The following is a 26,386-nucleotide window of genomic DNA, read 5'->3' on the forward strand; positions in this document are numbered from 1 at the left end:
GCCGAATCGCCACGCCGCTGGAAACGATCAAACGGATCAAGTTCACGCAGGATGCCGCGACGCTGCTGCAGATCGCGGCGAAACATGCGGTTGCGGGCCTCGTGGTCGGCCTGCCGCTCAACATGGACGGTACCGAAGGGCCGCGCGTGCAGTCGACGCGGGCCTTCGTGCGCCATCTGGTGCCGCTGACGCCGCTGCCGATCCTGTTCTGGGACGAACGGATGTCGACGCTGGCGGTGACCCGGACTCTGCTCGACGCCGACGCCTCGCGCGCCAAGCGGGCCGCCGTCGTCGACAAGATGGCGGCGGCCTACATCCTCCAGGGCGCGCTCGACCGGTTGATGCGAATGGACGCGGCGGCCACGGACGCGGAATTTCCGGACCAGCTCTGACTCGCGGGCAGCCCCTGTCGCGCAAAAGCCCGCGCGTTCGTACGCGCGGGCTTGCGTCCTGCCTTAGTGACGCTCAGCGGTGATCGCGGAAGTCGTAGGGCTGGTAATAGTGACGACGGTAGACGGGCGCGGGCGCGTAGACCGGAGCCGGTGCGTAATAGCCGTCGTCATAGTAGGGGTCGGCATAGGCCCTGCTCTGCGAGGCGATCACCGCCGCGCCGAGAATGCCAAGCCCGACACCGGCAGCGATGCCTGCGCCGCGATTTCCGCGATGCCAGCCGCCGCGATAGCCGCGGTAGCGATACTGGGTGTACTCCGCCTGCGCCTTGTCGAGCCGGGCGGGATCGAAGCCCTTGGGGGCGCCCGCGGACATGGCCGGTGCGGCGAAGCCGGCGGCAACGACGCTCAGCGAGGCGAGCGCGACGATGGCGGTCTTCCTCAGCGACATCATGATGGATCTCCTTTGTGCGGGGACTGCCCCGATATGAGGACACTCTCGTCCCCGCCGATTGAATGCGGCGTGAACCGATCAGGGCGGGATTGCGGCAGACGCAACGCCACCCCGGGGCTGCGCCATTGCTCCACGCCGACGGCCATGGAATGGAATGGCGACCATCCGCTCCGGCTGCCATGGCCGCCCCGGCATCAACCGCGGACAGCAGGACCGGTTCCCTCGGACACCGGTGCCCTGCCAGCGCGTCCGCCCCTCCTCTCTTCGCCAAAGCCATGCTGACCAGCCTGATCGCCGTCTTTCTCGTCATCGCCACCGGCTGGTTCCTGAAGGCGCGCGGCATCGTCGCGCCCAACCATTGGCTCGGCGTCGAGCGGCTGACCTATCAGGTGCTGTTCCCGGCGGTGGTGATCCACACGCTTGCCGTCGCCGATCTCAGCCGGCTGCCCGTGCTGGCGATGGGGCTGAGCCTGGTCCTGGCCATCCTGATCGTGGCCGGCCTTCTGCTGCTGGCGCGCCCGCTGCTGGCGCGGGCGGGCGTCGGCGGGCCTGCCTTCACCTCGATCTTCCAGGGCTCGGTGCGCTGGAACACCTTCGTCGCGCTCGCGCTGGCGGCCGGGTTGCAGGGGCGCGACGGCACCACGCTGATGGCGATCGCGGTCGCGGCGATGATCCCGCTGCTCAACGTGATGTGCGTGCTGGTGCTCTCGCGCTTCGCCCATGGCCAGCCGTTGGGCACGCTGGCGACGATCCGCTCGATCGCCTTCAACCCCTTCATCTGGTCGTCCGCCGTCGGCCTCGTGCTCAACCAGTGCCAGTGGATGCTGCCGGCCGCGATCGTCAGCTATCTCGACGTGATGGGGCGTGCGGCGCTGGGCGTGGGGCTGCTGACGGTGGGCGCCGGGCTCGACCTGCGCAGCCTGGCGCGGCCGCGCATCGCCCATGTCGTCGCGGTCGTGACCAAGCTCGTGGTGATGCCGCTGCTGGCCTGGACGATCGCGCGCCATCTCGGCCTTTCGGGCCCGGCCCTGACCATGACGGTCGTCGCGGCGTCGGTCCCTACGGCGACGGCAGCCTATTTTCTCGCCCGCGATCTGGGGGGCGATGCGCCTCTGATGGCCGAGATCACCACGCTTCAGACCCTGCTGGCGCTGGCGACGCTGCCGCTGGCCGTACTTTTCCTGACCTGACGCCTCCTGCCGCTTGAGATTGTCGCGGAATACTCGCTATGATTGTATTTCGTCGCGCCGGTCGGGGCGCGACGCCAGTCGCCGGGCCGAGCCCGGCTTGCGCGAGGATGCGTCGGGGATGACGGGGAAAGGACAATCCGGGACCTTGCCGGGATTGGGCACGGCATCGGAAGGGAACAAGGAGAAGCGGGGCGCAACGCAGCCAAACCTGCCCGCGCAGGCACTGAAATCGCCGCCACCGCGCGCCGCCCAATCGGAAGTGGCCGGGTATATCGAGGTTCTGGCCGCAGAGATGCGGCAGATGGCCCACACCGCCCGTCTCGAGAGCCTCGCCTATTTCCTCGAAATGGCCCGGCTGGAGGCGGCGGTCCAGGCTCGGAAACCGGCGCGCTGCGGGGGCGACCCGGCCGGCTGACAGCGACGGCGCAATAGTGCCGGACCGCGACCTGAGGTTGTGCTTGACTCGATCGGCGGCGGTCAGTCCTCGGCACGCGACAGGGCGCCACCCGGATGGCGCCGGATCGCGCCGCCCAGTTCGAGGTCGAGCACCGTGCGGCTGACGTCGCGTGCGGAGCAGCCGCTCGCCCGCACCAGATCATCCAGCGAGACCGGTGCCGCCCCGAGAAGGGCCAGGACGCGCCGGCGGATGGCCTGTCCGTCTTCCGCCCCTGTCCCGGCGTCCGGCGCCGCGGCCGCCGGCTCCGGCCAGCGCGCGAGCGGGGCGGGCTCGATGCCGGGCAGATCGAGTTCGTCCCAGAGGGGCTGCGACGGCGTCTCCCCCGCCCCGTCGCGCATCGCGTGCGGCGGCCGGAGCAGTGCGTCCTCCCGGCCGACCAGCGGCGCCAGAGCCTCGACGACATGGGCGGCCTCGGCACACAGCGTCGCCCCCTCGCGGATCAGGTGGTTGCCGCCCTCGGCGCGGGGATCGAGCGGGGAACCGGGGACCGCGAAGACGATCCGGCCCTGCTCGTTGGCGAAGCGGGCAGTGATCAGCGAGCCGGATTTACGGGCCGCCTCGACCACGACCGTACCGAGCGAAAGGCCCGAGACCAGACGGTTGCGACGCGGGAAGTCGCGCCCGCGTGGCGCCAGCCCGAGCGGCATCTCGCTGATCGCGGCGCCCTCGGCCATGAGGCGCTGCAGCAGCGGGATGTTCTGCGGCGGATAGACCTCGTCGAGCCCGCCGGCGAGCACAGCCACGGTGCCCGTCCCGAGGCTGGCTTCATGGGCGGCGGTATCGATGCCGCGCGCCAGGCCGGACACGACGACGAATCCGGCCTCGCCGAGGTCACGGGCGAGCCTGGCGGTGACTTTGAGCCCGGCGGCGGAGGCGTTGCGCGAGCCGACGATGGCGACGCAGGGGCGCAGCAGCACATCGCTCCGGCCGAGCACGGCGATCAGCGGAGGAGCGGTGTCGATCGCCTGCAGCGCGGGCGGATACGCGCCCTCGCCGAGAGCAAGCAGACGCCCGCCGAGCCGGTCCAGCGCCGCGATCTCGCGCTCGGCCTCTGACTGCGGACAGATCCGGATGGTCCGACCGGCCTGGCGCGCGAGGTCCGGCAAGGCGTCCAGCGCCGCGGCCGCGCCGCCATAGCGGTTCATCAGCGAGCGGAAGGTGCGCGGGCCGACGCTTTCGCTGCGGATCAGCCGCAGCCAGTCGAGACGCTGGCGATCGCTGAGGACGATGCCAGCCATGGGCGCGTCAGCCCTTCTGCCCGATCTTGCCCTCGCTGCCGGCGAGGAGGCGAGCGATGTTGCCGCGATGCATGAACCAGAGCAACGCGGCGAGCACCGCCATCAGCAGGGCGGCGCGGACATCCCGCACCCAGAACAGCAGCAGAAGCGGCGTGAGCAGGCTGGCGACCAGCGCCGAGAGGGAGGAATAGCGGGTGAGATAGGCGATGGCGAGCCAGATCGCGGCAAAGATCAGCGCGATCGACCCTTTGAGCGCGATCAGGATGCCGAGGAAGGTGGCGACGCCCTTGCCGCCCTTGAAACCCAGCCAGACCGGGAAGAGATGGCCGAGGAAGGCCCCCAACCCGGCTACGAGCCCGGCCTCGCGCGCGCCGAGCAGCGCCGCCGCGAGCAGCACCGCGACCGTGCCCTTCAGCATGTCGCCGAGCAGGGTCAGCGCCGCCAGCTTCTTGTTGCCGGTGCGCAGGACATTGGTCGCGCCGATATTGCCCGAGCCGATGCTGCGCAGATCCGGCCCGCCCGCGAGCCGGGTCAGGATCATGCCGAAGGGAATCGAGCCGAGCAGGTAGCCGAGGACCAGCGCCGTCGCCACAACGGTTCCGGGAAGTCCCCAGTTCAAGATCTCCGGCATGCCACGTCCCTGCACAACTGCGCGTAACTCCAGCTTTAGAGCAGGATGCAGAGGCAGGGAAACGCCTTTTGTACCCGGGCTCGGCCGCCGGTTCCGGCAGGTCCAGGCACGGGGTGGCTCGTGGTCCTTCGCGGGACGCGATTCAGGCTGTGGATGAACCGCACAGGGCCGATCCGGCCGCTCGACAGTCTGGCTGCGGGCATGTGAGCAGATGTGAGCCAACATGCCGAAGGGGCTGACTTACAATGAAAATTTGGATGACGATTGCGGTCGCGCTCAGCGTGAGCGCCTGCGGAACGGTGACGCGCGGATCGAATGAGGACGTGACCTTCAATTCGGATCCGCCGGGCGCGAAGGTTCAGACCTCGACGGGCCTCGTCTGCCCGGCGACGCCCTGCACCTTCCCGATCAGCCGCAAGCAGGAGTTCATCGCGACCTTCGAGATGCCGGGCCACCATTCCCAGCAGATCGAGGTGAAGACGGAGGTGAGCGGCGGGGGCGCGGCCGGCATGGCCGGCAACATTCTGGTCGGCGGCATTGTCGGTGTCGTCGTCGACGCCAGCACGGGCGCGACGCTCGACCATACGCCGAACCCCGTCTTCGCGCGGATGGTGCCGATTCGGCCGCAGCGGCATCCGGTCACCCCGAGCCGCCAGCGCCGCAGCGGCACGCCGGGCGTCTGAGCGGAGGGCCCCGACACTCCGCCGGCCGGGTGCGAAGCGCTCAGCCGGCGGAGTTTTCGTAGACCACGCGGCCGCCGACGAGAGTCGCCTGGACGATGCCTTCCAGCCGCGCCTCGTCGAAGGGCGAGTTCTTGGCCCGCGACTTGAGCTTGCGCTTGTCGACGACATAGGGCGCATCGACGTCGAGCAGCATCAGATCCGCCGGAGCGCCGGGCGCGAGCCGGCCGCAGCGCAGGCCCAGCAGGTCGGCCGGCCTGGTGGAGAGCGCCGCCAGCAGGTCCGGCAGGGCGATCTGGCCGGCCTGGACCAGGCGCAGCGAGGCCGAGAGCAGCGTCTCGATGCCGAGCGCGCCGTCGGCGGCCTCGGCGAAGGGCTGGCGCTTGGTCTCGACATCCTGCGGGTCGTGATCGGAGACGACGACGTCGATGACGCCTTCCGCCAGCGCCGCGACGAGGGCAAGACGCTCCTGCTCGTCACGCAAGGGCGGCGAGACCTTGCAGAAGGTGCGGTAGTCGCCGACGTCGTTCTCGTTCAGCGTCAGATTGTTGATCGAGGCGCCGCAGGTGACGCGCAGGCCGTCGGCCTTGGCCCGGCGGATGAGCTCGACCGAATCGGCGCAGGAGATCATCGCGGCGTGGTAGCGCCCGCCGGTGGCCCGGGCTAGGCGCAGATCGCGCTCCAGCATCACCGTCTCGGCCTCGTGGGGAATGGCGGGCAGCCCCTTGCGGCTGGCAAACTCGCCCTCGGCCATCACGCCGGCGCCGCGCAGATCGGGATCCTCGACATGGTTCATGATCAGCGCGTCGAAATCGCGGGCGTAGATCAGGGCGCGGCGCATGATCTGCGGATTGCGCAGCGCCTTGGCGCCGTCCCCGAAGGCGACGGCGCCGGCCTCGAGCAGCAGGCCGAATTCGGTGATCTCCTTGCCGTGCAGGCCCTTGGTCAGCGCGGCGCAGGGCAGGACGTTGACGATCGCCTTGTCGCGGGCGCGGCGCTTGATGAAGTCGATGATGGCGGGGTCGTCGATCGGGGGGTCGGTATCGGGCCGGCAGACGATGGTGGTGACGCCACCGGCGGCCGCCGCCTGCGAGCCGGTGCCCAGCGTCTCGCGGAACTCGGCGCCGGGCTCGCCGAGGAAGGCGCGCAGATCGACCAGGCCTGGCGCGACGACCAGCCCGCGCGCGTCGATGCGGCGGGTGCCCTCGGCAGTCGCGGGCGCTGCACCCCATTCGACCGAGGCGATGACACCATCGCGCAGCAGCAGCGAGCCACGCCCGTCGCGGCCCGTGGCGGGGTCGACGAGGCGTGCATCGAGGATCGCGACGTCCTGAAGCTCGGCCATCCCCGGTTCCATTCGCTCAGACATTCGGCAAATGCTGCGCCAGCGCGTCGAGCACGGCCATCCGGACCGCGACGCCCATCTCGACCTGCTCGCGGATCAGCGACTGGGCGCCGTCGGCGACCTCGGACGAGATCTCGACGCCCCGGTTCATCGGGCCGGGATGCATCACGAGCGCATCGGGCTGGGCCCGCTCCAGCTTCTCGCGATCGAGGCCGAAATAGCGGAAGTATTCCTTCGAGGAGGGCACGAAGGCACCGTGCATGCGCTCGAGCTGGAGGCGCAGCATCATCACGATGTCAGCGCCTTCCAGCCCCTTGTTCATGTCGGTGAAGACCTCGACGCCCATGCGTTCGATGCCGGCCGGCAGCAGCGTCGAGGGCGCGATCAGGCGCACCTGGGCGCCCAGTGCATTGAGCAGGATGATGTTCGAGCGGGCGACGCGCGAATGCAGGATGTCGCCGCAGATCGCGACCGTCAGCCCCATGATCCGCCCCTTGTTGCGGCGGATGGTGAGGGCGTCGAGCAGGGCTTGCGTCGGATGCTCATGGGCGCCGTCGCCGGCATTCACCACCGAGCAGCCGACCTTGCGAGCCAGCAGATGGACCGCACCCGCTGCATGATGGCGCACGACGATGATGTCGGGCCGCATCGCGTTCAGCGTCGCGGCGGTGTCGATCAGCGTCTCGCCCTTCTTCACCGAAGAGGAAGCGACCGACATGTTCATGACGTCGGCGCCCAGCCGCTTGCCGGCCAGCTCGAAGGAGGCTTGCGTCCGGGTGGAGGGCTCGAAGAACAGGTTGATCTGGGTGCGGCCGCGCAGGGTGGCCGTCTTCTTCTCGACCTGGCGGGAGAGCGCGACATAGGCGTCGGCCCGGTCGAGCAGCGCCTCGATGTCCAAATGGTTCAGCCCCTCGATCCCGAGGAGATGCCGGTGCGGATAGAGCGGGGCTGGCGATGTCATTTGAAGAGGGGTGTTTAGGCGCGAGTCGGGCGGGGCGCAAGCGCGCGTTGGCGCTCTCCCGCATGCGGCCGGCCCGCTGGTGGCGCGAGGCGAAGGACGCTACGCCTTCGGGTCTGGCGGCGCTGCCGCACCCCTGCCCGCGCCGAGGAGCCCGCCCCATGTCCCCCTCCGCCGTTCCCGCCGCCCATGGCTCGCCCTGGAGCACGATCGCGCCGACGGAAGCCGGGTTCGACGAAGCCAAACTGGCAGGCGCCGTCGCCTTCGCGGAGGCCCATGAGAGCCCCTGGCCGAAGAGCCTGTTCTACCCCGACGGAAGTTATGTCGGAAACCGGGAATGGAACGAGAGCGGGCCGTGGACCGAGATCGTCGGCCCCGTGCGCGGGCGCGGCGGGCCGGCCGGCCTCGTGCTGAAGGGCGGGCGCATCGTCGCCGAATGGGGCGACACCAACCGGCCCGACATGACCTTCTCCATTGCCAAGAGCTATCTCTCCGTGCTCGCCGGCCTCGCCGTCGCGGACGGGCTGATCGCCGATCTCGACGAGCCGGTGGGGCGGAGCGTACCCGGCCCCTTCTTCGAGGGCGCCCACAACGCCCAGATCACCTGGAGGCATCTGCTGCAGCAGTCCAGCGAATGGCAGGGCGAGATCTTCGGCAAGTCCGATCAGGTCGACCACAACCGCCAGATCGGTCCCGGCGCCGACAACAGCCGCAAGGGCCAGAAGCGGGAGCTGCAGACCCCCGGCAGCTTCTACGAGTACAACGACGTGCGGGTGAACGTGCTGGGTTACGCGCTGCTGCAGCGTTTCCGCCGCCCTCTGCCGGATGTGCTGCGCGAACGGATCATGGACCCGATCGGCGCCTCCCCCGACTGGGAATGGCAGGGCTACGAGAACTCCTTCGTCGAGATCGACGGGCAGCGGATGCAGTCGGTGCCCGGCGGCGGCCATTGGGGCGGCGGCCTGTTCATCGGCGCGCGCGACCATGCCCGCTTCGGCCTGCTGATGGCGAGGGGCGGCGAATGGGGCGGTCGCAGCCTGCTCCAGGCGGACTGGATCGCGCAGATGGTCGCGCCCTCCCCGACGCTAGCCAATTACGGTTTTCTCTGGTGGCTGAACCGCGGCCCCACGGCCCGCCCGGCGATTCCCGCCAGCGCCTATTGGGCGCTGGGCGCGGGCACCAATGTCATCCTGGTCGATCCGGAGAACGACCTTGTCGCGGTGCTGCGCTGGATCGACGGCGCGTCCTTCGACGGGTTCCTGGGGAAGCTCTACAGCGCGCTGCGCTGAGACGGTGCGAGATCGCGCGGTTGCCTCGCCCCCTTGCGGAGCGGGGGCAAGCCCGCCATTTGCGGGCCAGCCCGGGGGATGTGGCCAAAACGCCGCCGGACGTCGCAAAAGCGCAATCGGCGTTTGACACGGCCGATTCCCTGAACCAATTTCGCGCGCAATTCCGAACCGCCGGGTCTTTTCGCCGGTCGCGGGACCGTTCCCAACAGGGTCGGTGCCGCGCTCCGAGGAGGCTATGACCGAGACACCGCACCATGAAGCTCCTCGTCGTCGAGTCGCCGGCCAAGGCCAAGACGATCAACAAATATCTCGGCTCCGACTATGAGGTGATCGCCTCCTTCGGGCATATCCGCGACTTGCCCGCGAAGGACGGCTCGGTCGATCCCGAGCACGACTTCGCGATGAAGTGGGAGATCGAGGGGCGCGGGGCCAAGCAGGTCTCCGAGATCGTCAAGGCGCTGAAGGGTGCCGACAAGCTGATCCTCGCGACCGACCCCGACCGCGAGGGCGAGGCGATCTCCTGGCATGTGCTGGAGGCGCTGAACGCCAAGCGGGCGCTGAAGGGCATTCCCGTCGAGCGCGTCACCTTCAACGCCGTGACCAAGGATGCGGTGCAGACCGCGCTCGCCAATCCGCGGCAGGTCGACCAGGCGCTGGTCGATGCGTATCTCGCGCGCCGGGCGCTGGATTATCTCGTCGGCTTCACGCTCTCGCCGGTGCTCTGGCGCAAGCTGCCCGGCGCCCGCTCCGCCGGGCGCGTGCAGTCGGTGGCGCTGCGCATCGTCTGCGACCGCGAGCGCGAGATCGAGGCTTTCCGGGCGCGCGAATACTGGTCGCTGGTGGCGACGCTGGCGACCGCGACCGGAGCTGTGTTCGATGCCCGCCTCGTCGGCGCCGATGGCAAGAAGATCACCCGGCTCGACATCGGCAATGGCGACGAGGCGCGAGCCTTCAAGGAAGCGCTGGAGAGCGCCGCCTTCAACGTCGCGAATGTCGAGGCCAAGCCGGTCAAGCGCCACCCCTACCCGCCTTTCCAGACCTCGACGCTGCAGCAGGAGGCCTCCCGCAAGCTCGGCCTCGCCCCGGCGCGCACGATGCAGCTGGCGCAGCGGCTCTATGAGGGCGTCGACATCGGCGGCGAGACGGTCGGCCTGATCACCTATATGCGAACCGATGGCGTCGACATGGACGGCTCGGCCATCGCCGCGGCGCGCCGCGTCATCGGCAAGGAGTTCGGCGATGCCTATGTGCCGGGCGTGCCGCGCAAATACACCGTCAAGGCCAAGAACGCGCAGGAGGCCCACGAGGCCATCCGCCCGACCGATCTCGGCCGCCTGCCGGCGATGGTCGCCCGCCATCTCGAGCCCGAGCAGGCCAAGCTCTACGAACTGATCTGGAAGCGCACCATCGCCAGCCAGATGGAATCGGCCTCGCTGGAGCGCACCACGGTCGACATCGCGGCGACCGTCGCCGGCCGCGACCTCGAGCTGCGCGCCACCGGCCAGGTCACGCTCTTCGACGGCTTCCTGACGCTCTACCAGGAGAGCCGCGACGACGAGGAGGACGAGGACTCCAAGAAGCTCCCGGTGATGAAGACGGGGGACAGCCTGGAGAAGCGCGCCATCGCCGCCGACCAGCACTTCACCGAGCCGCCGCCGCGCTATTCGGAAGCGAGCCTGGTCAAGCGCATGGAAGAACTCGGCATCGGCCGTCCGTCGACCTATGCCGCGACGCTGTCGACGCTGCGCGACCGCGAATATGTCCGGATCGAGAAGAAGCGTCTCGTGCCCGAGGACAAGGGCATGCTGGTGACGGCGTTCCTGGAGAGCTTCTTCAAACGCTATGTCGAATTCGATTTCACCGCCCTGCTCGAGGAGAAGCTCGACCGCGTCTCCAATGCCGAGATCGACTGGAAGGTGCTGCTGCGCGAGTTCTGGGAGGAGTTCACCAGGTCGATCGGCGAGACCAAGGATCTGCGCGTCACCGAGGTGCTGGAGGCGCTAAACGGCGTGCTCGGCCCGCATGTCTTCCCGCAGCGCGAGGATGGCGGCGATCCGCGCTCCTGCCAGGTCTGCGGCACCGGCCAGCTCTCGCTGAAGCTCGGCAAGTTCGGCGCCTTCGTCGGCTGCTCGAACTATCCCGAATGCCGCTACACCCGCCCGCTGACCGTCTCCGCCGCCGATGGCGAGGCGACGGCCGAGGGCGGCACCGGCGCGCCGGGCGTGCGCATCCTCGGCAAGGACCCCGTGACGGAGGCCGAGGTCACGGTTCGCGACGGGCGCTTCGGCCCCTATATCCAGCTCGGCGAGGGCGAGAAGCCCAAGCGTTCCAGCCTGCCCAAGGGCATGAGCCCGGGCAGCGTCGATCTCGCTACGGCGCTCGCTTTGCTGTCGCTGCCGAAGGAAGTGGCGCGCCATCCCGAGAGCGGCGAGCCGATCCTCGCCGGCATCGGCCGCTACGGGCCTTACGTCCAGCACGGCAAGACCTACGCCAATATCGACAAGGACGACGACATCCTGCAGATCGGCGGCAACCGCGCCATCGACCTCATCGTCGCCAAGGAAACGGGGGGACCGGGCGCTCGCTTCGGGCGCGGCGCAGCCGTTCCCGGGCGCGAGCTCGGCGAGCATCCCGGCGGCGGCAAGCTGGTGGTGCGGGCCGGCAAATACGGGCCCTACGTCAACTGGGGCAAGGTCAACGCGACGCTGCCCAAGGCGCTGACTCCGGAGGCGATCACGCTCGAGCAGGCGGTCGAACTGGTCAACGCCAAGGCCGAGTCGAGCGGCGTCAAGGGACCGGGCAAGGCCAAGGCCGCCAAGGCCCCCGCCAAGAAGCCCGCGGCCAAGTCCGCAACCAAGCCAGCCGCGGCGAAAGCGGGGGCCAAGGCCGGCGCCAAGACCGCCGCCGCCAAGCCGAAGGCCGCGGCGAGCAAGGCGAAGGCCGCCGCCAAGGGCTGAGGCGCGAACGGGCGCTACGAGCCGGCCATGCAGGATTGGCTGGGGATTACGCCGTCGTCCCGGGCTTGACCCGGGACCCATTCCGGAACCTTTCCCGGAGGCGTTCGGGAATGGATCCCGGATCTCCGCTACGCTTCGTCCGGGGTGACCCGCGGCATTTGCGGGCCGTTCAGAGAAAGCCGATCCAGCGCCCTGCCAGCAATGTGCCGGGCCAGAGCGTCAGCGAGGCGAGCGCGCGCCAGCGCACCGCCGCGGTGATGTCGCCCTCCAGCGCACGGGCATAGGCTGCGCTGCGGTGCTGCAGGGCGATATTGGCGAGCGCCAAGGCGAGCAGGCCGAGCTTCCAGAGGAAGGCGGCGTTGCCCGCATATTCGACCGGGCGCACGGTGAAGAGCCAGGCGCCGCTGACGAGCGCGAGGCCGAGCCCGACGGCCGCCATGCGCGACAGCACGGGCGCGAGGGCGGCGACCGGCACGCTGCGAAAGACCCCCAGCAGCCGCAGGTCGAGCGGCAGGATTGCGCCGATCAGCAGGGCGATGCCGAGGATATGGCTCGCATTGACGAGGAGATAGGCCGTGCCGCTCTGCTTGAGCAGCACGGCTCCGGGCCATGTCCCGAGACCGGCGAGAAGCTCCATGCGGCCTCAGTTGGTGCGGATGCGCTCCGGATACATGTCGTAGTTCTTGCCGGCGATGACGATGCGCACCGCCTTCATATGGGCCTTGCTCTTGTCGAGATGGCGGTTGCCGAGCGCGGTGATGGCATCGCCGGGCTTGGCCGTATCCCCGGTGAAGCCGGAGCGCGCGGTCTGGTTGGGGTTGCCGAGATCGACCTGCCACTCCTTGCCGTCCTCGGCCGTCACCATCAGCATCGGATGCGGCGGTGCCATCGAGATCGTCCGGATCGTGCCCTTGAGCTCCATCTGCTCGCCCTCGGCCCAGGCCCAGCCGTGATGGGCGAGGACGGGGAGGCTCGCCAGGATCGCGGCGCCTCCCAAGGCCGTGAGGACGAGGCGCCGGCGTATGGCCGGACGAAAGCGGGCGTGGATCATGGCGCGTCTCCCGTTATGGCGATGGTGCAAGGGCCGAACCCCGATCATGGACCATCGTTCCCGGTTAGGCGATCACGCGCCGATCACCTCCCCGTCAGCGACGCCACCAGGGATGCGGGGGCATCGCGCATGCTGGCGACCACGACGAGACGCTTCACCTCGCCGCGCAGATAGGCCTGGAGGAAGCGGTCATAGTCCTTGAACGAGACACAGCCGTTTGATTGGCCGTTGGGGCCGAGCAGATAGGGATGGGTCAGCAGCCCGGCGCGGCCGAAGATCGCGCTGCTGCCGCCGACCGGGTGCATCCGCAAGGCGCGGTGGCCATGGAAGAGCGCCTCGCGCTCGACGAGGTTGTAGGTATGGGGCGGCGTCGCGCCATGCATCCGGACATGGACGAAGCGGGGGTCGTCCATCTTCTCGCCAAAGCCGGAATGGGCCTCCAGCTTCTCGCCATTGGGCATGTGCACGGTCTTGGCGCTGATGTCGTAGATCGCCGTGGCCTGTGCGGTGATGGCAGGGGGCCCGAAGGAGGGGCTGAGACGGCGGCCCCGCGAGCGGTCGACCGCGTCGTCCTCCGGCGCGGCATAGGCCATGGCCGGCCCCCTGGGCTGGGGCGCCGCACCGAAGAGCTTCTCGAGGAAAGAGCGGTTGTCCTCGACCGCCGGTGCCGGCGTCGCAGCCGCGACGCGGGCGGCGCGCCGCGTCGGCTGGCGCAGCGCGATGGCGGGCGGCTCGGCCGTCTGCGGACCTCTCAGATCGGCGGGGCGCGGCGCCGGCAGCGGCGCGTCCTTGAGGATGCGGGTGACCGCCTGCGGCTCGACGGCGAGAGCAGCGCCGGACGCGACCATCGCAGGAGCCGGCTGGGCCGTCGGCGCGGGAGCGGGCGCCACAGAGGCGGGCGGCAAGGCGGCGAGGACGGAGGGCTCGGCCACGAGCGGGAGGCGGGCGGCCTCGACCGGCGCCTCATTGCGCTGGAGCCCGGCCTGGAGCGGTGCCTGCGCACCGAAGGCCGACGGTGTCGTGCCGAGCGCGAAACCCGGCCTGAGCAGTTCGCGATAGGCGGTGGAGGACGAGGCGAGCGAGCCGGTCGTCATGACGTCGCGCTGGGCAACCAGCGGGACGGGGCTCTGCGCCTCATGACCGGAATCGAGCGCGACATAGCCGACGCCGCAGGCGACGACGATGGCGGCGATCTGGACGAAGATGTTGTGACCGACCCGGTAGCGGGTTCGCGACGCCTTGCGCAGCCTGTAGCCCTGACCCGACATCCCGAAACGCTCTCGACCCGACGCAACTGACAGGCGCCGTCGCGACGGGACGGCGCGGGCCGGCAAGCGGCCTGGATCGAGTAGAGGCGGTCTTGGTTAAGGCGGGGTGAAGGCCATCCTGCGATTGCGACAGAAACCGGCGGGGCGGACCGGTTGCCCGGCCCGCCCCGCGGAGATATCGAACCCGCGACGCAGGCCGTCGGTCAGAGCGGTTTCAGGCCGGCCTCGATCTGCGCCCGCTTGCCTTCCAGGAACGGCGGCAGGGAGAGCGCCTCGCCCATCGTCTCGGCCGCCTCGTCGGTCGCGAAGCCGGGCTCGTCGGTGGCGATCTCGATCAGGATTCCGTTCGGCTCGCGCAGATAAAGCGAGCGGAAGTAGAAGCGGTCGACCGGGCCGCTGTTGGGATAGCCCGCGGCGCGCAGCCGCTCCGCCCAGGCGTCGTAATCGGCGAAGGTCGGCGTGCGCAAAGCGAGATGGTGGACACCGCCCGCCCCTTCGCGCGCCTGCGGCAGGTCCGGCTCGACCGCGACATGGAGTTCCGCCGCCGGGCCGCCCTCCCCGATCTTGAAGACGTGGATCTCGCCGGTGGCATGGGCGGCATCGCGATAGCCGCCGATCTTCTCGAGCCCCAGAAGCTGCGTCAGCACGACCTCCGTTCGCTCCAGCTTCGGCACGGAGATGGTGACCGGGCCGAGCCCGCGGATCTGATGGCGCGCCGGAACCAGGCTCTTCTCCCAGACGACGAAGGAGATGTCCCCGCCGTCGGCGAGCAGCGTCAGGCGCTGGCCCTCCGGATCCTCGAAATCGACCGCGGCGCGGCCGTTGATGGCGCGGATCGGGGTGACCGCGACGCCGGCCGCCGTCAGGCGCTCGCGCCACCAGTCCAGCGAAGCCTCGTCGGCGACGCGCAGCGCGGTGCGGACGATCGAATGGGTGCCGCGCCGGGCAGGCGGGGCCGGCCAGTCGAAGAAGGTCAGGTCTGTGCCGGGCGAGCCGGCGCCATCGGCATAGAAGAGGTGATAGGCCGAGGTGTCGTCCTGGTTCACCGTCTTCTTGACCAAGCGCATGCCCAGCGTCTCGACATAGAAGCGACGATTGCCCGGCGCGTCGGCCGAGATCGCGGTGACATGGTGGATTCCGGTGAGCTTCATCTGATGGCCCCTTCACCAATCTCGCTGAGCCAGAAAGGGCTCGGCTGTTGGGTCAGAGATAGCGCGCGCCGCTGCCAATGGAATGGCGTAGGCAGCAATCACGACGTTGCAGCCGCGCAATCGGGCCGGCCGCGTCAGGGCTTTGAAGTCGGCGGCGTGGCAGAGGTGTCAGGTAGATCGGCCTTGTCGCCGGGATTGGTCGGGGTGATACAGTCCTGCGGCTTGTTCTTGCAGTCATACACCATCGTCGGAGCGGCCGACGGGTGCGAGACTCCGGCGTTCGGCAGGATCATGTTCTGGCCCTTGTCGATTTCCGTGGGGTTCGTGATCACCGGGCCGAGACCGCCGCTCGCATTCGCCTCTGCCGGCGCCGCCGGCTTTGTCGTGGTCTGGCCCTGTGGCTGCGCCATAGCGACGGTGGTCACGGCCGAGAGGACGGCGGCGAGCGCGAGGCCCGGGAGCGAGCGGAACATCGGATAACCCTTTCCTGGCCCGCGCGGCTTGCGGGCGTCGGATCAGGCAACCCAGCGGCAGGCCGGATGTTCCGGCGGCGGCGGATGCCGCCCCGCGGCGTCACCGGCTGAGCGCATGCCGGCTCGGCTTGGCTTTGAGCTTCAGCGCCTCGAGATCCTGGCGCTCGCGCGGCGTGTTGCGCAGGAGCTGGTCCTTGCCCGGGCCGTACTGCACCGGCTGCATCAGATCGACGCCGTACCAGGCGGCCGAGCGCAGGACGAAGGAGGGGTCGGCCAGATGCGGCCGCCCGAGCGCGACGAGATCGGCCCGGCCGGAGGCGACGATCGTGTTGGCCTGGTCGGCGGTGGTGATGTTGCCGACGCACATGGTCGCGATGCGGGCCTCGTTGCGGATCTGGTCCGAGAAGGGCGTCTGGAACATGCGGCCATAGACAGGCCGCGATTCACGCACGGTCTGACCCGTGGAAACGTCGACGAGATCGCAGCCCTCGGCTGCAAAAGCCTCGGCGATCGCGACCGAATCCTCGGCCGAGAGACCGCCTTGCGCCCAGTCGGTGGCGGAGATGCGCACCGACATCGGCTTCTCGCGCGGCCAGACCTCACGCAGCGCCCGGAACACCTCCAGCGGATAGCGCAGGCGGTTCTCGATCGAGCCGCCATAATCGTCGCCGCGGCGGTTGGTCAGCGGCGAGAGGAAGCTCGCCAGCAGGTAGCCATGGGCGCAGTGGAGTTCGAGCATGTCGAAGCCGGCGCGCGCGCCCCGCTCGGCGGCCGCGACGAACTGCGCCTTGACCCGGTCCATATCGGCCCGCGTCATCTCGCGCGGCACCTGGCTCTCGGGATAATAGGGCAAGGCAGAGGCCGAGATGATCGGCCAGGCGCCCTCGGCCAGCGGGCGGTCCATGCCCTCCCACATCAGCTTCGTTGCGCCCTTGCGGCCGGCATGGCCGAGTTGGAGGCAGATCTTCGCTGCCGAATTGGCGTGGACGAAGCCGACGATGCGGGTCCAGGCGGCCTCCTGCTCGTCGCTGTAGAGACCGGCGCAACCGGGCGTGATCCGGGCGTCCGCCGAGACGCAGGTCATCTCGGTGAAGATCAGGCCCGGCCCGCCGATGGCGCGCGAGCCGTAATGCATCAGGTGCCAGTCGCCTGGCACGCCGTCCTGCGCCGAATACTGGCACATCGGCGCCAGGACGAGGCGGTTCTCCAGGGTGAGATCGCGCAGCTTCAGGGGCTGGAAGGCCGGCGGCACGGCGCTGCCGTCCTTGCGGCGGCGGGCCAGCGGGCCGAGTTCGCCCGCCACCATCTCGTCGACGGCCGCGACCATGTCGGGCGCGCGCAAAGCGAGATTGTCATAGGTGATCGCCTTGGAGCGGGTCATCAGGCCGAAGGCGAAGCGCAGCGGCTCGAAATCCCAGAAGCGGCCGAGCTGCTCGAACCAGACCAGCGAGACATCCGCGGCATGCTGCGTCTTCTCGACCTCCTCGCGGCGGGTGCGCTCGAACCAAGCGAGCGCGTCATCGACCTGGAGGCCGGCCTTGTGGAAGGCCTTGTGCAGGCCAATCGCATCCTCCATCGCGAGCTTGGTGCCCGAGCCGATCGAGAAATGTGCGGTGGCCTTGGCGTCGCCGAGCAGGACGACGTTCTCGACCACCCAGTTGCGGCAGCGGATCATCGGGAAATTGCGCCAGAGCGAGCGGTTGGTGATCAGCTTGTGGCCCTGTAGCTCCTCGGCGAAGACGCCTTCGAGGAAGGCGGCCGACGCCGCCTCATCCATCGCGCCGAGGCCGGCCTTCTCGAAGGTCTCGGGATCGGTCTCCAGCACCCAGGTCGAGCGGCCGGCCTCATACTGGTAGCAATGGGCGATGAAGACGCCGTGCTCCGTTTCCTTGAAGAAGAAGGTGAAGGCGTCGAAGGGACGCGTCGAACCCATCCAGGTGAATTGGTTCGGCCGCAGATCGACCTCCGGCTGGAAGCGGTCGCGCCAGCCCTCGCGGATGCGGCTGTTGATGCCGTCGCAGCCGACGACGAGATCGTAGTCGCGCTTGAGCGTCTCGATGTCGGCCGCCTCCTCGCCGAAGCGCAGGGAGACGCCGAGTTCGCGGGCCCGCGCCTGTACCAAGAGCAGGAGCGAACGACGCGAACAGCCGCAGAAGCCATTGCCGGAGACGCGGTGGACGCTGTCCTTGAAATGGACCTCGATGTCGTCCCAATATGCGAAATTGTCGCGGATCGCGGCGTAGCTCGCCTCGTCGGCGGCTTTGAAGATGTCGAGCGTCTGGTCGGAGAAGACGACGCCGAAGCCGAAGGTGTCGTCCGGCTGGTTGCGTTCGAAGACCGTGATGTCGAGATCCGGCCAGTCCCGCTTCATCAGGAGCGCGAAATAGAGGCCCGCAGGCCCGCCGCCGACCACCGCGATACGCATCCGAAGCCCCTCGTCCCAACCAACCGGAAAATTATTTTAGGTCTGAAATAATTTTTGCTCAAGGCCACGCATCCCGCCTTGAGCGAGATCAAGTGACGCAGCTGTCTTGGTGGCCGTTACCGCCATCTAGAAGCCGACTTGGTACCTTTGTCGCCGTCTTAGGCAGCGTGAGCGTAGCCGCTTGCAAAATGCTTTAGACCTAAAATAGATTGGCGCATCGGGAGGCGGATCTGATGCTCCTTTCAGGGCGGCACGCGGTGGTGACGGGCGGAGGGCGCGGGATCGGCCGCGCCATCGCCGCACGCTTGCGCCGCGAGGGCGCGCGGGTCTCCATCATCGGTCGCGACGCGGCGGCGCTGGCCGCCGCCTGCGCCGCGGGCGACGCCGACGCCCACGCCGCCTGCGACGTCACCGACGCCACCGCGATGGCGCAGGCGCTGGCGCGCCTTTCCGCGGACCAACCCATCGACATCGCCATCGCCAATGCCGGTGCCGTCGAGACCGGGAGTTTCCTGCGCAGCCCGGCCGAGCGCTTCCGCCGGATGACCGAAATCAACCTGATCGGCACGGTGAACCTGTTCCACGGTGCCCTGCCCGGCATGGTCGAGCGCGGGAATGGAAGGCTGATCGCGATCGGCTCGACCGCCGGCCATCGCGGCTATGCCCATGTGTCGGCCTATGTCGCGGCCAAGCATGCCGTGATCGGGCTGGTGAAGGCGCTGGCGCTGGAGACGGCGCGCAGCGGCGTGACCGTCAACGCAGTCAGTCCCGGCTATGCCGATACGGATATGGTCGCGAGCGGCCTCGACGCGATCGTCGCCAAGACGGGGGTGAGCCGCGAGCAGGCCCTGGCCGGAATGGTCAAGGACAACCCGCAAGGGCGGCTGATCGCGCCCGACGAGATCGCGCAGGCGGTGCTCTATCTCTGCGGGCCGGCCAGCGGCGCGGTGACCGGCCAGTCCCTGACGATCAATGGCGGGGAGTTCTAGGCGATGGAGAGCATTCTCCCCGGCCTGCTGCTCGACCGCGAGACCAAGGCGAGCGAGCGCCCCGGCGACCACAAGGACGAATTGCGGCTCTGGCTGCGGCTCCTCACCTGCTCGACCCTGATCGAGACGGAGATCCGCAACCGGCTGCGCGAGGAGTTCAAGACGACGCTGCCGCGCTTCGATCTGATGGCGCAGCTCGACAAGTCCAGTACCGGCATGACCGTCGGCGAGGTCTCGCAGCGGCTGATGGTCTCGAACGGCAACGTCACCGCCGTCGTCGCCGGGCTTCTGGCCGACGGGCTCGTCGACAAGCGCGCCGCGACGCAGGACCGGCGCGTGCAGGTGCTGACGCTGACGGCGCAGGGCCGCAAGGCCTTCAAGGCGATGGCAGAGCGGCATGAGGGCTGGATCGCCGAACTCTTCGCGGGGCTCGACCAGCCGGAGCGGGCGCAGCTCTTCCGCCTGCTCGGACAGACCAAGGCCTCGCTGCACCGCGCGATCGCGGCAAGGGCGCAGGACGCCAGCCAGCCGGACGATTCCGGCAAGGGAGATGCCTCGTGACCACGCTGGCCAATGCCACGACCCTGCCGCTCGCGGCGTTCCAGCCGCAGCATTTCGCGCTCTCGATGGCCGGCAAGGTCGCGACGGTGACGCTGAACCGGCCTGAGAAAAAGAATCCGCTGACCTTCGCAAGCTACCGCGAACTCACCGATTTCTTCCTTGCCGCGCAGAAGGAGGAGGACGTCAAGGCGATCGTGGTGACGGGCGCGGGCGGCAATTTCTCCTCCGGCGGCGACGTCTTCGAGATCATCGGGCCGCTGGTCGCGATGGAGACGAAGGATCTGCTGAAGTTCACCCGGATGACCGGCGATCTGGTCAAGGCGATCCGCGCCTGCCCGCAGCCTGTGATCGCGGCCATCGATGGCGTCTGCGCCGGGGCCGGCGCGATCATCGCCATGGCGTCGGACCTGCGGCTCGGCACCGCGGAGAGCAAGATCGCCTTCCTGTTCAACCGCGTCGGGCTCGCCGGTTGCGACATGGGCGCCTGCGCGATGCTGCCGCGGATCATCGGCCAGGGCCGCGCGGCGGAGCTGCTCTATACCGGCCGCACGCTTCGCGGCGAGGAGGCCGAGCGCGGGGGTTTCGTCAACCGGCTCGTCGCGAAGGAACAGGGTCTCGCCGCGGGGCAGGCGCTGGCCGCCGAACTCGCGGACGGGCCGACCTTCGCCAACGCCATGACCAAGCGCATGCTCGAGATGGAATGGGCGATGTCGGTCGAGAGCGCGATCGAGGCGGAAGCGGTGGCGCAGGCGCTGTGCATGCAGACCGAGGATTTCGCCCGCGCCTACCACGCCTTCGCCAACAAGCAGAAGCCGGTCTTCGAGGGCAACTGAGATGATGTTCCGGACCACCGACGCCGTCATTCCGGACAAGCTGCGCAGCAGCGCCGCTCCGGAATCCATCGTAGGGCGGCAGCGCTCTACGATGGATTCCGGCGCTCCGCTTCGCTGCGGCCGGAATGACGGCCGGTGGTGAGGGAGACCGCAAGCATGCTCGGCGACACGCTCGACTGGCCGTTCTTCGAGGACCGGCACCGCCGCTTCGCCGCCGAGCTTGCGGCCTGGGCCGATGCCACCCTGCCCGGCCTGCCGCATGACGATGTCGATATCGCCTGCCGGGCGAGGGTGACAGCTCTCGGCGAAGGCGGCTTTCTGCGGGCCGTGGTGCCGGAGGCCTATGGCGGGCTGAACCCGACGCTGGACGTGCGCACGCTCTGCCTCGCCCGCGAAATCCTGGCAGCGCGCGACGGGCTGGCGGATTTTGCCTTCGCGATGCAGGGGCTCGGGACCGGCGCGATCACGGTCGCGGGCTCGGAGGCCCTGAAGCAGCGCATCCTGCCCGGCGTCTGCGAGGGCGCGCGGATCGCAGCCTTCGCGCTCTCGGAGAAGGAGGCCGGCTCCGACGTCGCCGCCATGGCCACCACCGCCACGCCCGACGGCAACGGCCATGTCCGCATCGACGGCGAGAAGAGCTGGATCTCCAATGGCGGGATCGCGGACCACTACGTCGTCTTCGCCCGCACCGGCGAGGCGCCAGGCGCGCGTGGGCTGTCGGCCTTTCTGGTCGAGGCGGACACGCCAGGCCTGAGCGTGATCGAGCGGATCGAGGTGATCGCGCCGCATCCGCTGGCGACGTTGCGTTTCGAGGCCTGCCGCGTGCCGATCGAGAACCGGATCGGCGGACCCGGCGAGGGCTTCAAGGTTGCGATGGCGACGCTCGACATCTTCCGCTCGACGGTGGGAGCCGCGGCGCTGGGCTTCGCGCGGCGGGCGCTGCACGAGACGATCTCCCATGCCAGCACCCGCAAGCTCTTCGGCGGCGCGCTGGGCGATCTCCAGCTCTCCCAGGCCGCCATCGCCGACAGCGCGGCCGAGGTCGATGCCGCCGCGCTGCTGGTCTACCGCGCCGCCTGGACCAAGGATCGCGGCGCGGCGCGTGTCACCCGCGAGGCCGCGCTCGCCAAGCTCATCGCGACGGAGAACGCCCAGAGGGTGATCGACCGGGCCGTCCAGATCCATGGCGGGCTCGGCGTCACCAAGGGCGTCAAGGTGGAGGAACTGTACCGGGAAATCCGGGCGCTGCGGATCTACGAAGGCGCCTCGGAAGTCCAGAAGGTCGTGATCGCGCGCGACCTCCTCAAGGCCAAGAGCTAGACGACGAAGGTGACGGCCATGAACTTCCTGCGCTCCGGCCATATCGACGGCTTCGCCCGCGACAATCTGCCTCCGCCGGAGCTTTGGCCGGCGATCGACCTCGCCAAGGCCGGGCTGAACTATTCGGAGCGGCTGAATGCCGTGAGCGTGCTGGTCGACGAGCATGTCGCGCAGGGCCGGGGCGAACGGCCGGCGATCATCGGAGACCATGTCACCTGGAGCTATCGCGATCTCGCCGAGCGGATCGACCGCATCGCCCATGTGCTGACACGGGATCTCGGCATGATCCCCGGCCATCGCGTGCTGCTGCGAGCGGCCAACACGCCGATGATGGTCGCGGCCTATCTCGCGGTCATCAAGGCCGGTGGCGTCGTCGTCGCGACCATGCCGATGCTGCGGGCGGGCGAACTGGTCTATCCTTTGCGCAAGGCCAGGATCGCGCTGGCGCTCTGCGACCACCGTCTGCTGGCCGATCTGGAGGGCGCCCAGCGCCAGGTCCCGGAGCTCACGCGCATCGTCGCCTTCGGCGCGGAGGGCAGCGAACTCGAGACGCTGATGGCGCAGCCGGGCTATGGCCGCTTCGAGGCGGTCGACACCGCCAGCGACGATGTCTGCCTGATCGGCTTCACCTCGGGCACCACAGGCGAGCCCAAGGGCACGATGCATTTCCAGCGCGACCTGCTGGTGATCTGCGACACCTATGCCGCGAAGGTGCTGAAGGCCTCGCCCGAGGACCGCTTCATCGGCTCGGCGCCGCTCGCCTTCACCTTCGGGCTCGGCGGCATCGTGCTGTTCCCGTTCCGGATCGGCGCGGCGGCCGTGCTGCCGGACAGGACGGCGCCTGCGGATCTGCTCGACGCGATCGAGCGGCACAAGGCGAGCGTTATCTTCACTGCGCCGACGGCCTATCGCGCCGTGCTCGACAAGCTCGCCGGGCGCGACATCTCCTCGCTGCGGATCTGCGTCTCGGCCGGCGAGACACTGCCCAAGCCGGTCTTCGACGCCTGGCTGGCGAAGACCGGCCTGAAGCTGATGGATGGCATCGGCGCCACCGAGATGCTGCATATCTTCATCGCCGCGCCGCTGGAGGCCATCCGCCCCGGCGCGACCGGCCTGCCCGTGCCGGGCTATGAGGCGAAGATCATCGATGCCGAGGGCCAAGACGTTCCCGACGGCATGGCGGGCCGGCTCGCCGTGCGCGGGCCGATCGGCTGTCGCTATCTCGCCGATGCGCGCCAGAAGGCTTACGTCCAGAACGGCTGGAACGTCACCGGCGACACCTATATCCGCGATGCAGACGGCTATTTCTGGTACCAGGCGCGGTCCGACGACATGATCGTCTCGTCGGGCTACAACATCGCTGGCCCCGAGGTGGAGGCCTGCCTGCTCGCCCATCCCGACGTGATGGAATGCGGCGTGGTCGGCGCGCCCTGCCCCGAGCGCGGCCACATCGTGAAGGCCTATGTCGTGCTGCGCGAGGGCGTCGCCGGCGATGCGGCCATCCTCAAGGCCTTGCAGGATCATGTGAAGGCCAGTATCGCGCCCTACAAATATCCCCGCGCCATCGACTTCGTCACGGCCCTGCCCAAGACCGCCAGCGGCAAGCTGCAGCGCTTCGCGCTGCGCCAGATGGCGCAGGGATCCGAGTAGCGATGCCGAGCAACACCATCGCGCTGTCATCCCGGGCGACCGCAGGGAGACCCGGGATCCATTCCGGAACGCTCCCGATGAAGGCTCCGGAATGGATCCCGGATCTGCGCTTCGCTCCGTCCGGGATGACGCTACTCTCTTGGCCGCACAAATCTCTTGGCCGCACAAAACCCTGACGGCACCTCAAGCCGGTCGAAACCGAGGCGACGCCCATGTCGAGTGAAACCCTGTCCCGCGCCATCCTGCCGGAAGGCTGGCCGCTGCCGCGCGGCTATGCCAACGGCATGGTCGCGGAAGGCCGTGTGGTGGTCACCGGCGGGCTCGTCGGCTGGGACGAGAACGGCGTCTTCGCCAAAGGTTTCCTGCCGCAGCTCGAGCGCACCTTCCGCAACATCAAGGCCGTGGTCGAGGCCGGCGGCGGGCGGATCGAGGACATCGTGCGGATGACCTGGTACGTCACCGACATGGAAGCCTATCGCGGCTGCCTCAGGGAACTCGGGCCGGTCTACCGCAGCGTGCTGGGCCGGCATTTTCCGGCGATGGCGGTGGTGCAGGTGGTTTCGCTGGTCGAGCCCGAGGCGCTGGTCGAGATCGAGGCGACCGCCGTCATCGGCTGAGGCGATCGGGATTTGTGTTTCGCTCTGTTGCTGATCTGCTTATGCGAAACACCGGCTTACCAATCGCTCTGCACAAGGCCCCTGCCCCTTAGGCTTCCGCAATGAGCTCCGGCCGGACAATCGCAGGCGCCGCCATCCGGCGGTGGCGCGATGGAGTCCAATCATGTCCAGCATCAGTGGCGTCAGCGGCGGGTTTCGCCCGCCTCCGCCCAAGCCTCCGAGCTTCGAGTCGGTCGATACCGACAGCAGCGGCGGCTTGAGCATCGAGGAGTTCAAGGCCGGTGCGCCCAAGGGCGCCGACAGCAGCAAGAGCGAGGAGCTCTTCAAGGCGATCGACAGCGACAGCAACGGGTCGGTCACCAAGGAGGAGCAGGACGCCTTCAAGACCAAGGCCGAGCAGGCCCAGCAGCAGCTCCAGTCCTTCCTGTTCGGGCTCCAGGCCGGCGGGCAGAGCCAGAGCAGCAGCGACGAAAGCGAGGAGGAGAGCGACATCTTCGCCCAGCTCGACGCCAACTCCGACGGCAACGTCGCCAAGGACGAGTTCCTCTCCGCCTTCTCGTCGGGCACGAGTTCGTCCAGCGACCTGCTGAGCAAGCTGTTCGACGCGATCGACACGAGTTCGGACGGCTCAATCTCGAAGGACGAGCAGAGCGCCTTCCAGGCCGCGCTCGAACAGCGCGGCCGGCCGTCGGGCCCGCCGCCGAGCGGCGCTTCGCAGGCCTATGGCAGCACCTACCAGCTCGGCACGGCGCACGCGGCCGGCACCACCTATTCGCAGGCGGCCTGAGCCGGCCCGCGACGATGACGCCGGTCGCCAGAAGGCAGGCCGGCGCCTTTGGGTTCTTCGACCGTCAAATGCCGCGCGTGGCGCCGCCGTCGATGCGGATCTTGGCGCCCGTGACGTAGCTCGCCCGCTCGCTGGCGAGGAAGGCGACGACATCGGCGAATTCCTGCGGCGTGCCGTAGCGGCCGGCGGGGATGGTGGCGCGCGAGGCCTTGGCGGCCTGCTCCGGCGTCGTACCGGTGCGGTCGGCGGCGGCCTGATCGAGCTGGTCGACGCGCTCTGTATGGATGCGGCCGGGCAGCACGACATTCACCGTCACGCCCTGCGCAGCGACCTCCGCGGCCAGCGTCTTGGACCAGCCGACGACGGCCGAGCGGATGCCGTTGGAGAGGGCGAGACGCGGGATCGGCTGCTCGACGCCGGAGGAGGCGATCGTGATGATGCGGCCAAAACCGCGCTCGACCATGCCCGGCAGCATGCCCTGCGCGATGTGGAAGAGATTGGCGGCCATCGCCTCGAAATGCTTGAGCCAGTCGTCGCGGCCGGCCTCGCGCGCCTCGGCCGGAGGCGGACCACCGGAATTGCCGATCAGGATGTCGATGCCGCCGGCATCACGCAGCACGGTCATCAGCGATTCGACGGAGGCGAGATCCGACAGGTCGAGACTGGCGGCGAAGATACGGCTGCGCACCTCCTCGGGGCATTCGCTGACCCAGGCATCGGTCGCGGCGACATTGCGGGCGGCGGCGATGACCGAGGCGCCCTCGCTGGCGAGCGTGCGGGCGATGGCGGCGCCCAGCCCCCGGCTCGCGCCCAGCACCAGCGCGCGCTTGTCGTGAAGGCCGAGATCCATGGGCAGGCTCCGTCAGTTGGCGCGGCAGGGTCGCAGCGCGTGGTCGCCTGCTGATAGCGGGTGATTTCGATGGAGGGAATGGCCAGGAGCCATGGGCAACGCCGCCACAGCCCTTCACTCGTTTGATTTTCAACGGCGGGTCATCCCGGGCGCAGCGCAGCGGAGACCCGGGATCCATGCCGGAACGGTTCAGGCATGGATCCCGGATCGGCGCCGCTGACGCGGCTTGTCCGGGACGACGGCGCGGGGGGACGACAAGATCAGAAGTCGGGACTCTCGAGGCACATGCGGTTCACGTGAAGATTTCACGCCGCCGCCGTCAGCGCCTGTTCCGCCAGGATGCAGCGCACCACCCGGCCCTCGCCCAGCTGCACGACCGGCGGCAGCGCCGCGCGGCAGCGATCCTGCGCATGCTTGCAGCGTGGTGCGAAGGAGCAGGCCGAGGGCGGCTCGGTCAGGGCCGGCGGCGCGCCGGGAATGGCCTCCAGCCGCTCGCCCTTCTTGGCACCGTGCAGGTTCGCGGCGAGGAGCCCCCGCGTATAGGGGTGCTGCGGATCGCGCAGCAGCTCGCGCACCGTGCCGGTCTCGACGATCTGGCCGGCATACATGACCGCCAGCCGGTCCGAGACCTCGACCGCGACGCCGATGTCATGGGTGACGAAGAGCATGCCCATGCCGAGGTCGCGCTGAAGCTGGCGCAGGAGCAGCAGGATCTGGATCTGCACGGTGGCGTCGAGCGCGGTCGTCGGCTCGTCAGCGAGCAGCAGCTTCGGACGCGCCGCGAGCGCGAGCGCGATCATGGCGCGCTGGCGCATGCCGCCCG

General features: G+C 69.1%; 26 protein-coding genes. 13 read left to right on the forward strand and 13 right to left on the reverse strand.

Annotated elements, in window-relative coordinates:
- On the forward strand, positions 1-392 hold a 392-nt coding region (gene ruvX, locus Q8M82_RS21150), incomplete at its 5' end, for a Holliday junction resolvase RuvX (RefSeq protein WP_305693271.1).
- Between the two features lie 73 nt (positions 393-465).
- Here ruvX and Q8M82_RS21155 read toward each other — a convergent pair.
- Positions 466-843, reverse strand: coding sequence for a BA14K family protein (locus Q8M82_RS21155; protein WP_305693272.1), 378 nt, complete (start codon positions 841-843; stop codon positions 466-468).
- A gap of 275 nt (positions 844-1,118) precedes the next feature.
- Between Q8M82_RS21155 and Q8M82_RS21160 the strand changes: the two genes are divergently transcribed.
- The gene (locus Q8M82_RS21160) at positions 1,119-2,033 is read left to right on the forward strand and encodes an AEC family transporter (RefSeq protein WP_305693273.1); all 915 of its coding nucleotides are present in this window, start codon (positions 1,119-1,121) and stop codon (positions 2,031-2,033) included.
- Between the two features lie 118 nt (positions 2,034-2,151).
- Positions 2,152-2,448 carry a hypothetical protein gene (locus Q8M82_RS21165; RefSeq protein WP_305693274.1) on the forward strand — a complete coding sequence of 99 codons (297 nt, stop codon included), beginning with the start codon at positions 2,152-2,154 and terminating at the stop codon, positions 2,446-2,448.
- A 62-nt stretch (positions 2,449-2,510) separates the two neighbouring features.
- Here the strand turns inward: Q8M82_RS21165 and dprA are convergent, their stop codons facing one another.
- Both dprA and plsY read right to left on the reverse strand, forming a co-directional pair.
- Positions 2,511-3,719, reverse strand: coding sequence for a DNA-processing protein DprA (gene dprA, locus Q8M82_RS21170; protein ID WP_305693295.1), 1,209 nt, complete (start codon positions 3,717-3,719; stop codon positions 2,511-2,513).
- Positions 3,720-3,735: 16 nt separating this feature from the next.
- On the reverse strand, positions 3,736-4,359 hold the full coding sequence (gene plsY / locus Q8M82_RS21175; protein ID WP_305693275.1) for a glycerol-3-phosphate 1-O-acyltransferase PlsY: 624 nt from the start codon (positions 4,357-4,359) through the stop codon (positions 3,736-3,738).
- A 323-nt stretch (positions 4,360-4,682) separates the two neighbouring features.
- Here plsY and Q8M82_RS21180 point away from each other — a divergent pair, with 323 nt between their 5' ends.
- Complete coding sequence (locus tag Q8M82_RS21180) at positions 4,683-5,042, forward strand: translation initiation factor 2 (RefSeq protein ID WP_305693276.1); 360 nt, start codon at positions 4,683-4,685, stop codon at positions 5,040-5,042.
- Positions 5,043-5,082: 40 nt separating this feature from the next.
- Here the strand turns inward: Q8M82_RS21180 and pyrC are convergent, their stop codons facing one another.
- Positions 5,083-6,384 carry a dihydroorotase gene (gene pyrC, locus Q8M82_RS21185; protein WP_305693277.1) on the reverse strand — a complete coding sequence of 434 codons (1,302 nt, stop codon included), beginning with the start codon at positions 6,382-6,384 and terminating at the stop codon, positions 5,083-5,085.
- 16 nt (positions 6,385-6,400) lie between these two features.
- Positions 6,401-7,345, reverse strand: coding sequence for an aspartate carbamoyltransferase catalytic subunit (locus tag Q8M82_RS21190; protein WP_305693278.1), 945 nt, complete (start codon positions 7,343-7,345; stop codon positions 6,401-6,403).
- Positions 7,346-7,503: 158 nt separating this feature from the next.
- Between Q8M82_RS21190 and Q8M82_RS21195 the strand changes: the two genes are divergently transcribed.
- The gene (locus Q8M82_RS21195; protein ID WP_305693279.1) at positions 7,504-8,631 is read left to right on the forward strand and encodes a serine hydrolase domain-containing protein; all 1,128 of its coding nucleotides are present in this window, start codon (positions 7,504-7,506) and stop codon (positions 8,629-8,631) included.
- A gap of 254 nt (positions 8,632-8,885) precedes the next feature.
- Complete coding sequence (topA, locus tag Q8M82_RS21200) at positions 8,886-11,588, forward strand: type I DNA topoisomerase (RefSeq protein ID WP_305693280.1); 2,703 nt, start codon at positions 8,886-8,888, stop codon at positions 11,586-11,588.
- A 169-nt stretch (positions 11,589-11,757) separates the two neighbouring features.
- Here topA and Q8M82_RS21205 read toward each other — a convergent pair whose 3' ends face one another.
- From Q8M82_RS21205 to Q8M82_RS21230, 6 genes are all read right to left on the reverse strand, one after another.
- Positions 11,758-12,225: a DUF6644 family protein gene (locus Q8M82_RS21205; RefSeq protein ID WP_305693281.1), complete on the reverse strand. Its 468-nt coding sequence runs from the start codon at positions 12,223-12,225 to the stop codon at positions 11,758-11,760.
- A 6-nt stretch (positions 12,226-12,231) separates the two neighbouring features.
- Positions 12,232-12,639, reverse strand: coding sequence for a DUF6152 family protein (locus tag Q8M82_RS21210; RefSeq protein WP_305693282.1), 408 nt, complete (start codon positions 12,637-12,639; stop codon positions 12,232-12,234).
- 83 nt (positions 12,640-12,722) lie between these two features.
- Positions 12,723-13,907, reverse strand: a complete 1,185-nt coding sequence (locus tag Q8M82_RS21215; protein WP_305693283.1) for a DUF2778 domain-containing protein — start codon at positions 13,905-13,907, stop codon at positions 12,723-12,725.
- A gap of 203 nt (positions 13,908-14,110) precedes the next feature.
- Positions 14,111-15,058 (reverse strand): ring-cleaving dioxygenase, encoded by a 948-nt coding sequence (locus tag Q8M82_RS21220; RefSeq protein ID WP_305693284.1) that lies wholly within the window; start codon positions 15,056-15,058, stop codon positions 14,111-14,113.
- 134 nt (positions 15,059-15,192) lie between these two features.
- Positions 15,193-15,531, reverse strand: a complete 339-nt coding sequence (locus Q8M82_RS21225) for a hypothetical protein (RefSeq protein ID WP_305693285.1) — start codon at positions 15,529-15,531, stop codon at positions 15,193-15,195.
- A gap of 100 nt (positions 15,532-15,631) precedes the next feature.
- Positions 15,632-17,956, reverse strand: coding sequence for a bifunctional salicylyl-CoA 5-hydroxylase/oxidoreductase (locus tag Q8M82_RS21230; RefSeq protein WP_305693286.1), 2,325 nt, complete (start codon positions 17,954-17,956; stop codon positions 15,632-15,634).
- 233 nt (positions 17,957-18,189) lie between these two features.
- Here Q8M82_RS21230 and Q8M82_RS21235 point away from each other — a divergent pair, with 233 nt between their 5' ends.
- From Q8M82_RS21235 to Q8M82_RS21265, 7 genes are all read left to right on the forward strand, one after another.
- Positions 18,190-18,945, forward strand: coding sequence for an SDR family NAD(P)-dependent oxidoreductase (locus Q8M82_RS21235; RefSeq protein WP_305693287.1), 756 nt, complete (start codon positions 18,190-18,192; stop codon positions 18,943-18,945).
- Positions 18,946-18,948: 3 nt separating this feature from the next.
- Positions 18,949-19,506, forward strand: coding sequence for a MarR family winged helix-turn-helix transcriptional regulator (locus Q8M82_RS21240; RefSeq protein ID WP_305693288.1), 558 nt, complete (start codon positions 18,949-18,951; stop codon positions 19,504-19,506).
- Positions 19,503-20,339 carry an enoyl-CoA hydratase family protein gene (locus Q8M82_RS21245; RefSeq protein ID WP_305693289.1) on the forward strand — a complete coding sequence of 279 codons (837 nt, stop codon included), beginning with the start codon at positions 19,503-19,505 and terminating at the stop codon, positions 20,337-20,339. Before Q8M82_RS21240 ends, Q8M82_RS21245 begins: the two co-directional genes overlap by 4 nt.
- A gap of 156 nt (positions 20,340-20,495) precedes the next feature.
- Positions 20,496-21,659 carry an acyl-CoA dehydrogenase family protein gene (locus Q8M82_RS21250; RefSeq protein WP_305693290.1) on the forward strand — a complete coding sequence of 388 codons (1,164 nt, stop codon included), beginning with the start codon at positions 20,496-20,498 and terminating at the stop codon, positions 21,657-21,659.
- Between the two features lie 18 nt (positions 21,660-21,677).
- Complete coding sequence (locus Q8M82_RS21255; protein ID WP_305693291.1) at positions 21,678-23,309, forward strand: benzoate-CoA ligase family protein; 1,632 nt, start codon at positions 21,678-21,680, stop codon at positions 23,307-23,309.
- 212 nt (positions 23,310-23,521) lie between these two features.
- The gene (locus Q8M82_RS21260) at positions 23,522-23,926 is read left to right on the forward strand and encodes a RidA family protein (RefSeq protein ID WP_305693292.1); all 405 of its coding nucleotides are present in this window, start codon (positions 23,522-23,524) and stop codon (positions 23,924-23,926) included.
- A 163-nt stretch (positions 23,927-24,089) separates the two neighbouring features.
- Positions 24,090-24,713 carry an EF-hand domain-containing protein gene (locus Q8M82_RS21265; RefSeq protein WP_305693293.1) on the forward strand — a complete coding sequence of 208 codons (624 nt, stop codon included), beginning with the start codon at positions 24,090-24,092 and terminating at the stop codon, positions 24,711-24,713.
- A 64-nt stretch (positions 24,714-24,777) separates the two neighbouring features.
- Here Q8M82_RS21265 and Q8M82_RS21270 read toward each other — a convergent pair whose 3' ends face one another.
- Both Q8M82_RS21270 and Q8M82_RS21275 read right to left on the reverse strand, forming a co-directional pair.
- Entirely contained in the window at positions 24,778-25,563 is a 786-nt protein-coding gene (locus tag Q8M82_RS21270; RefSeq protein ID WP_305693294.1) for an SDR family oxidoreductase, read from the reverse strand.
- A gap of 305 nt (positions 25,564-25,868) precedes the next feature.
- Positions 25,869-26,386 (reverse strand): oligopeptide/dipeptide ABC transporter ATP-binding protein (locus Q8M82_RS21275; protein ID WP_371126431.1); only part of this gene is annotated, 518 nt, incomplete at its 5' end.

Source organism: Allobosea sp. (genome assembly GCF_030694325.1).
GTDB lineage: Bacteria > Pseudomonadota > Alphaproteobacteria > Rhizobiales > Beijerinckiaceae > Allobosea.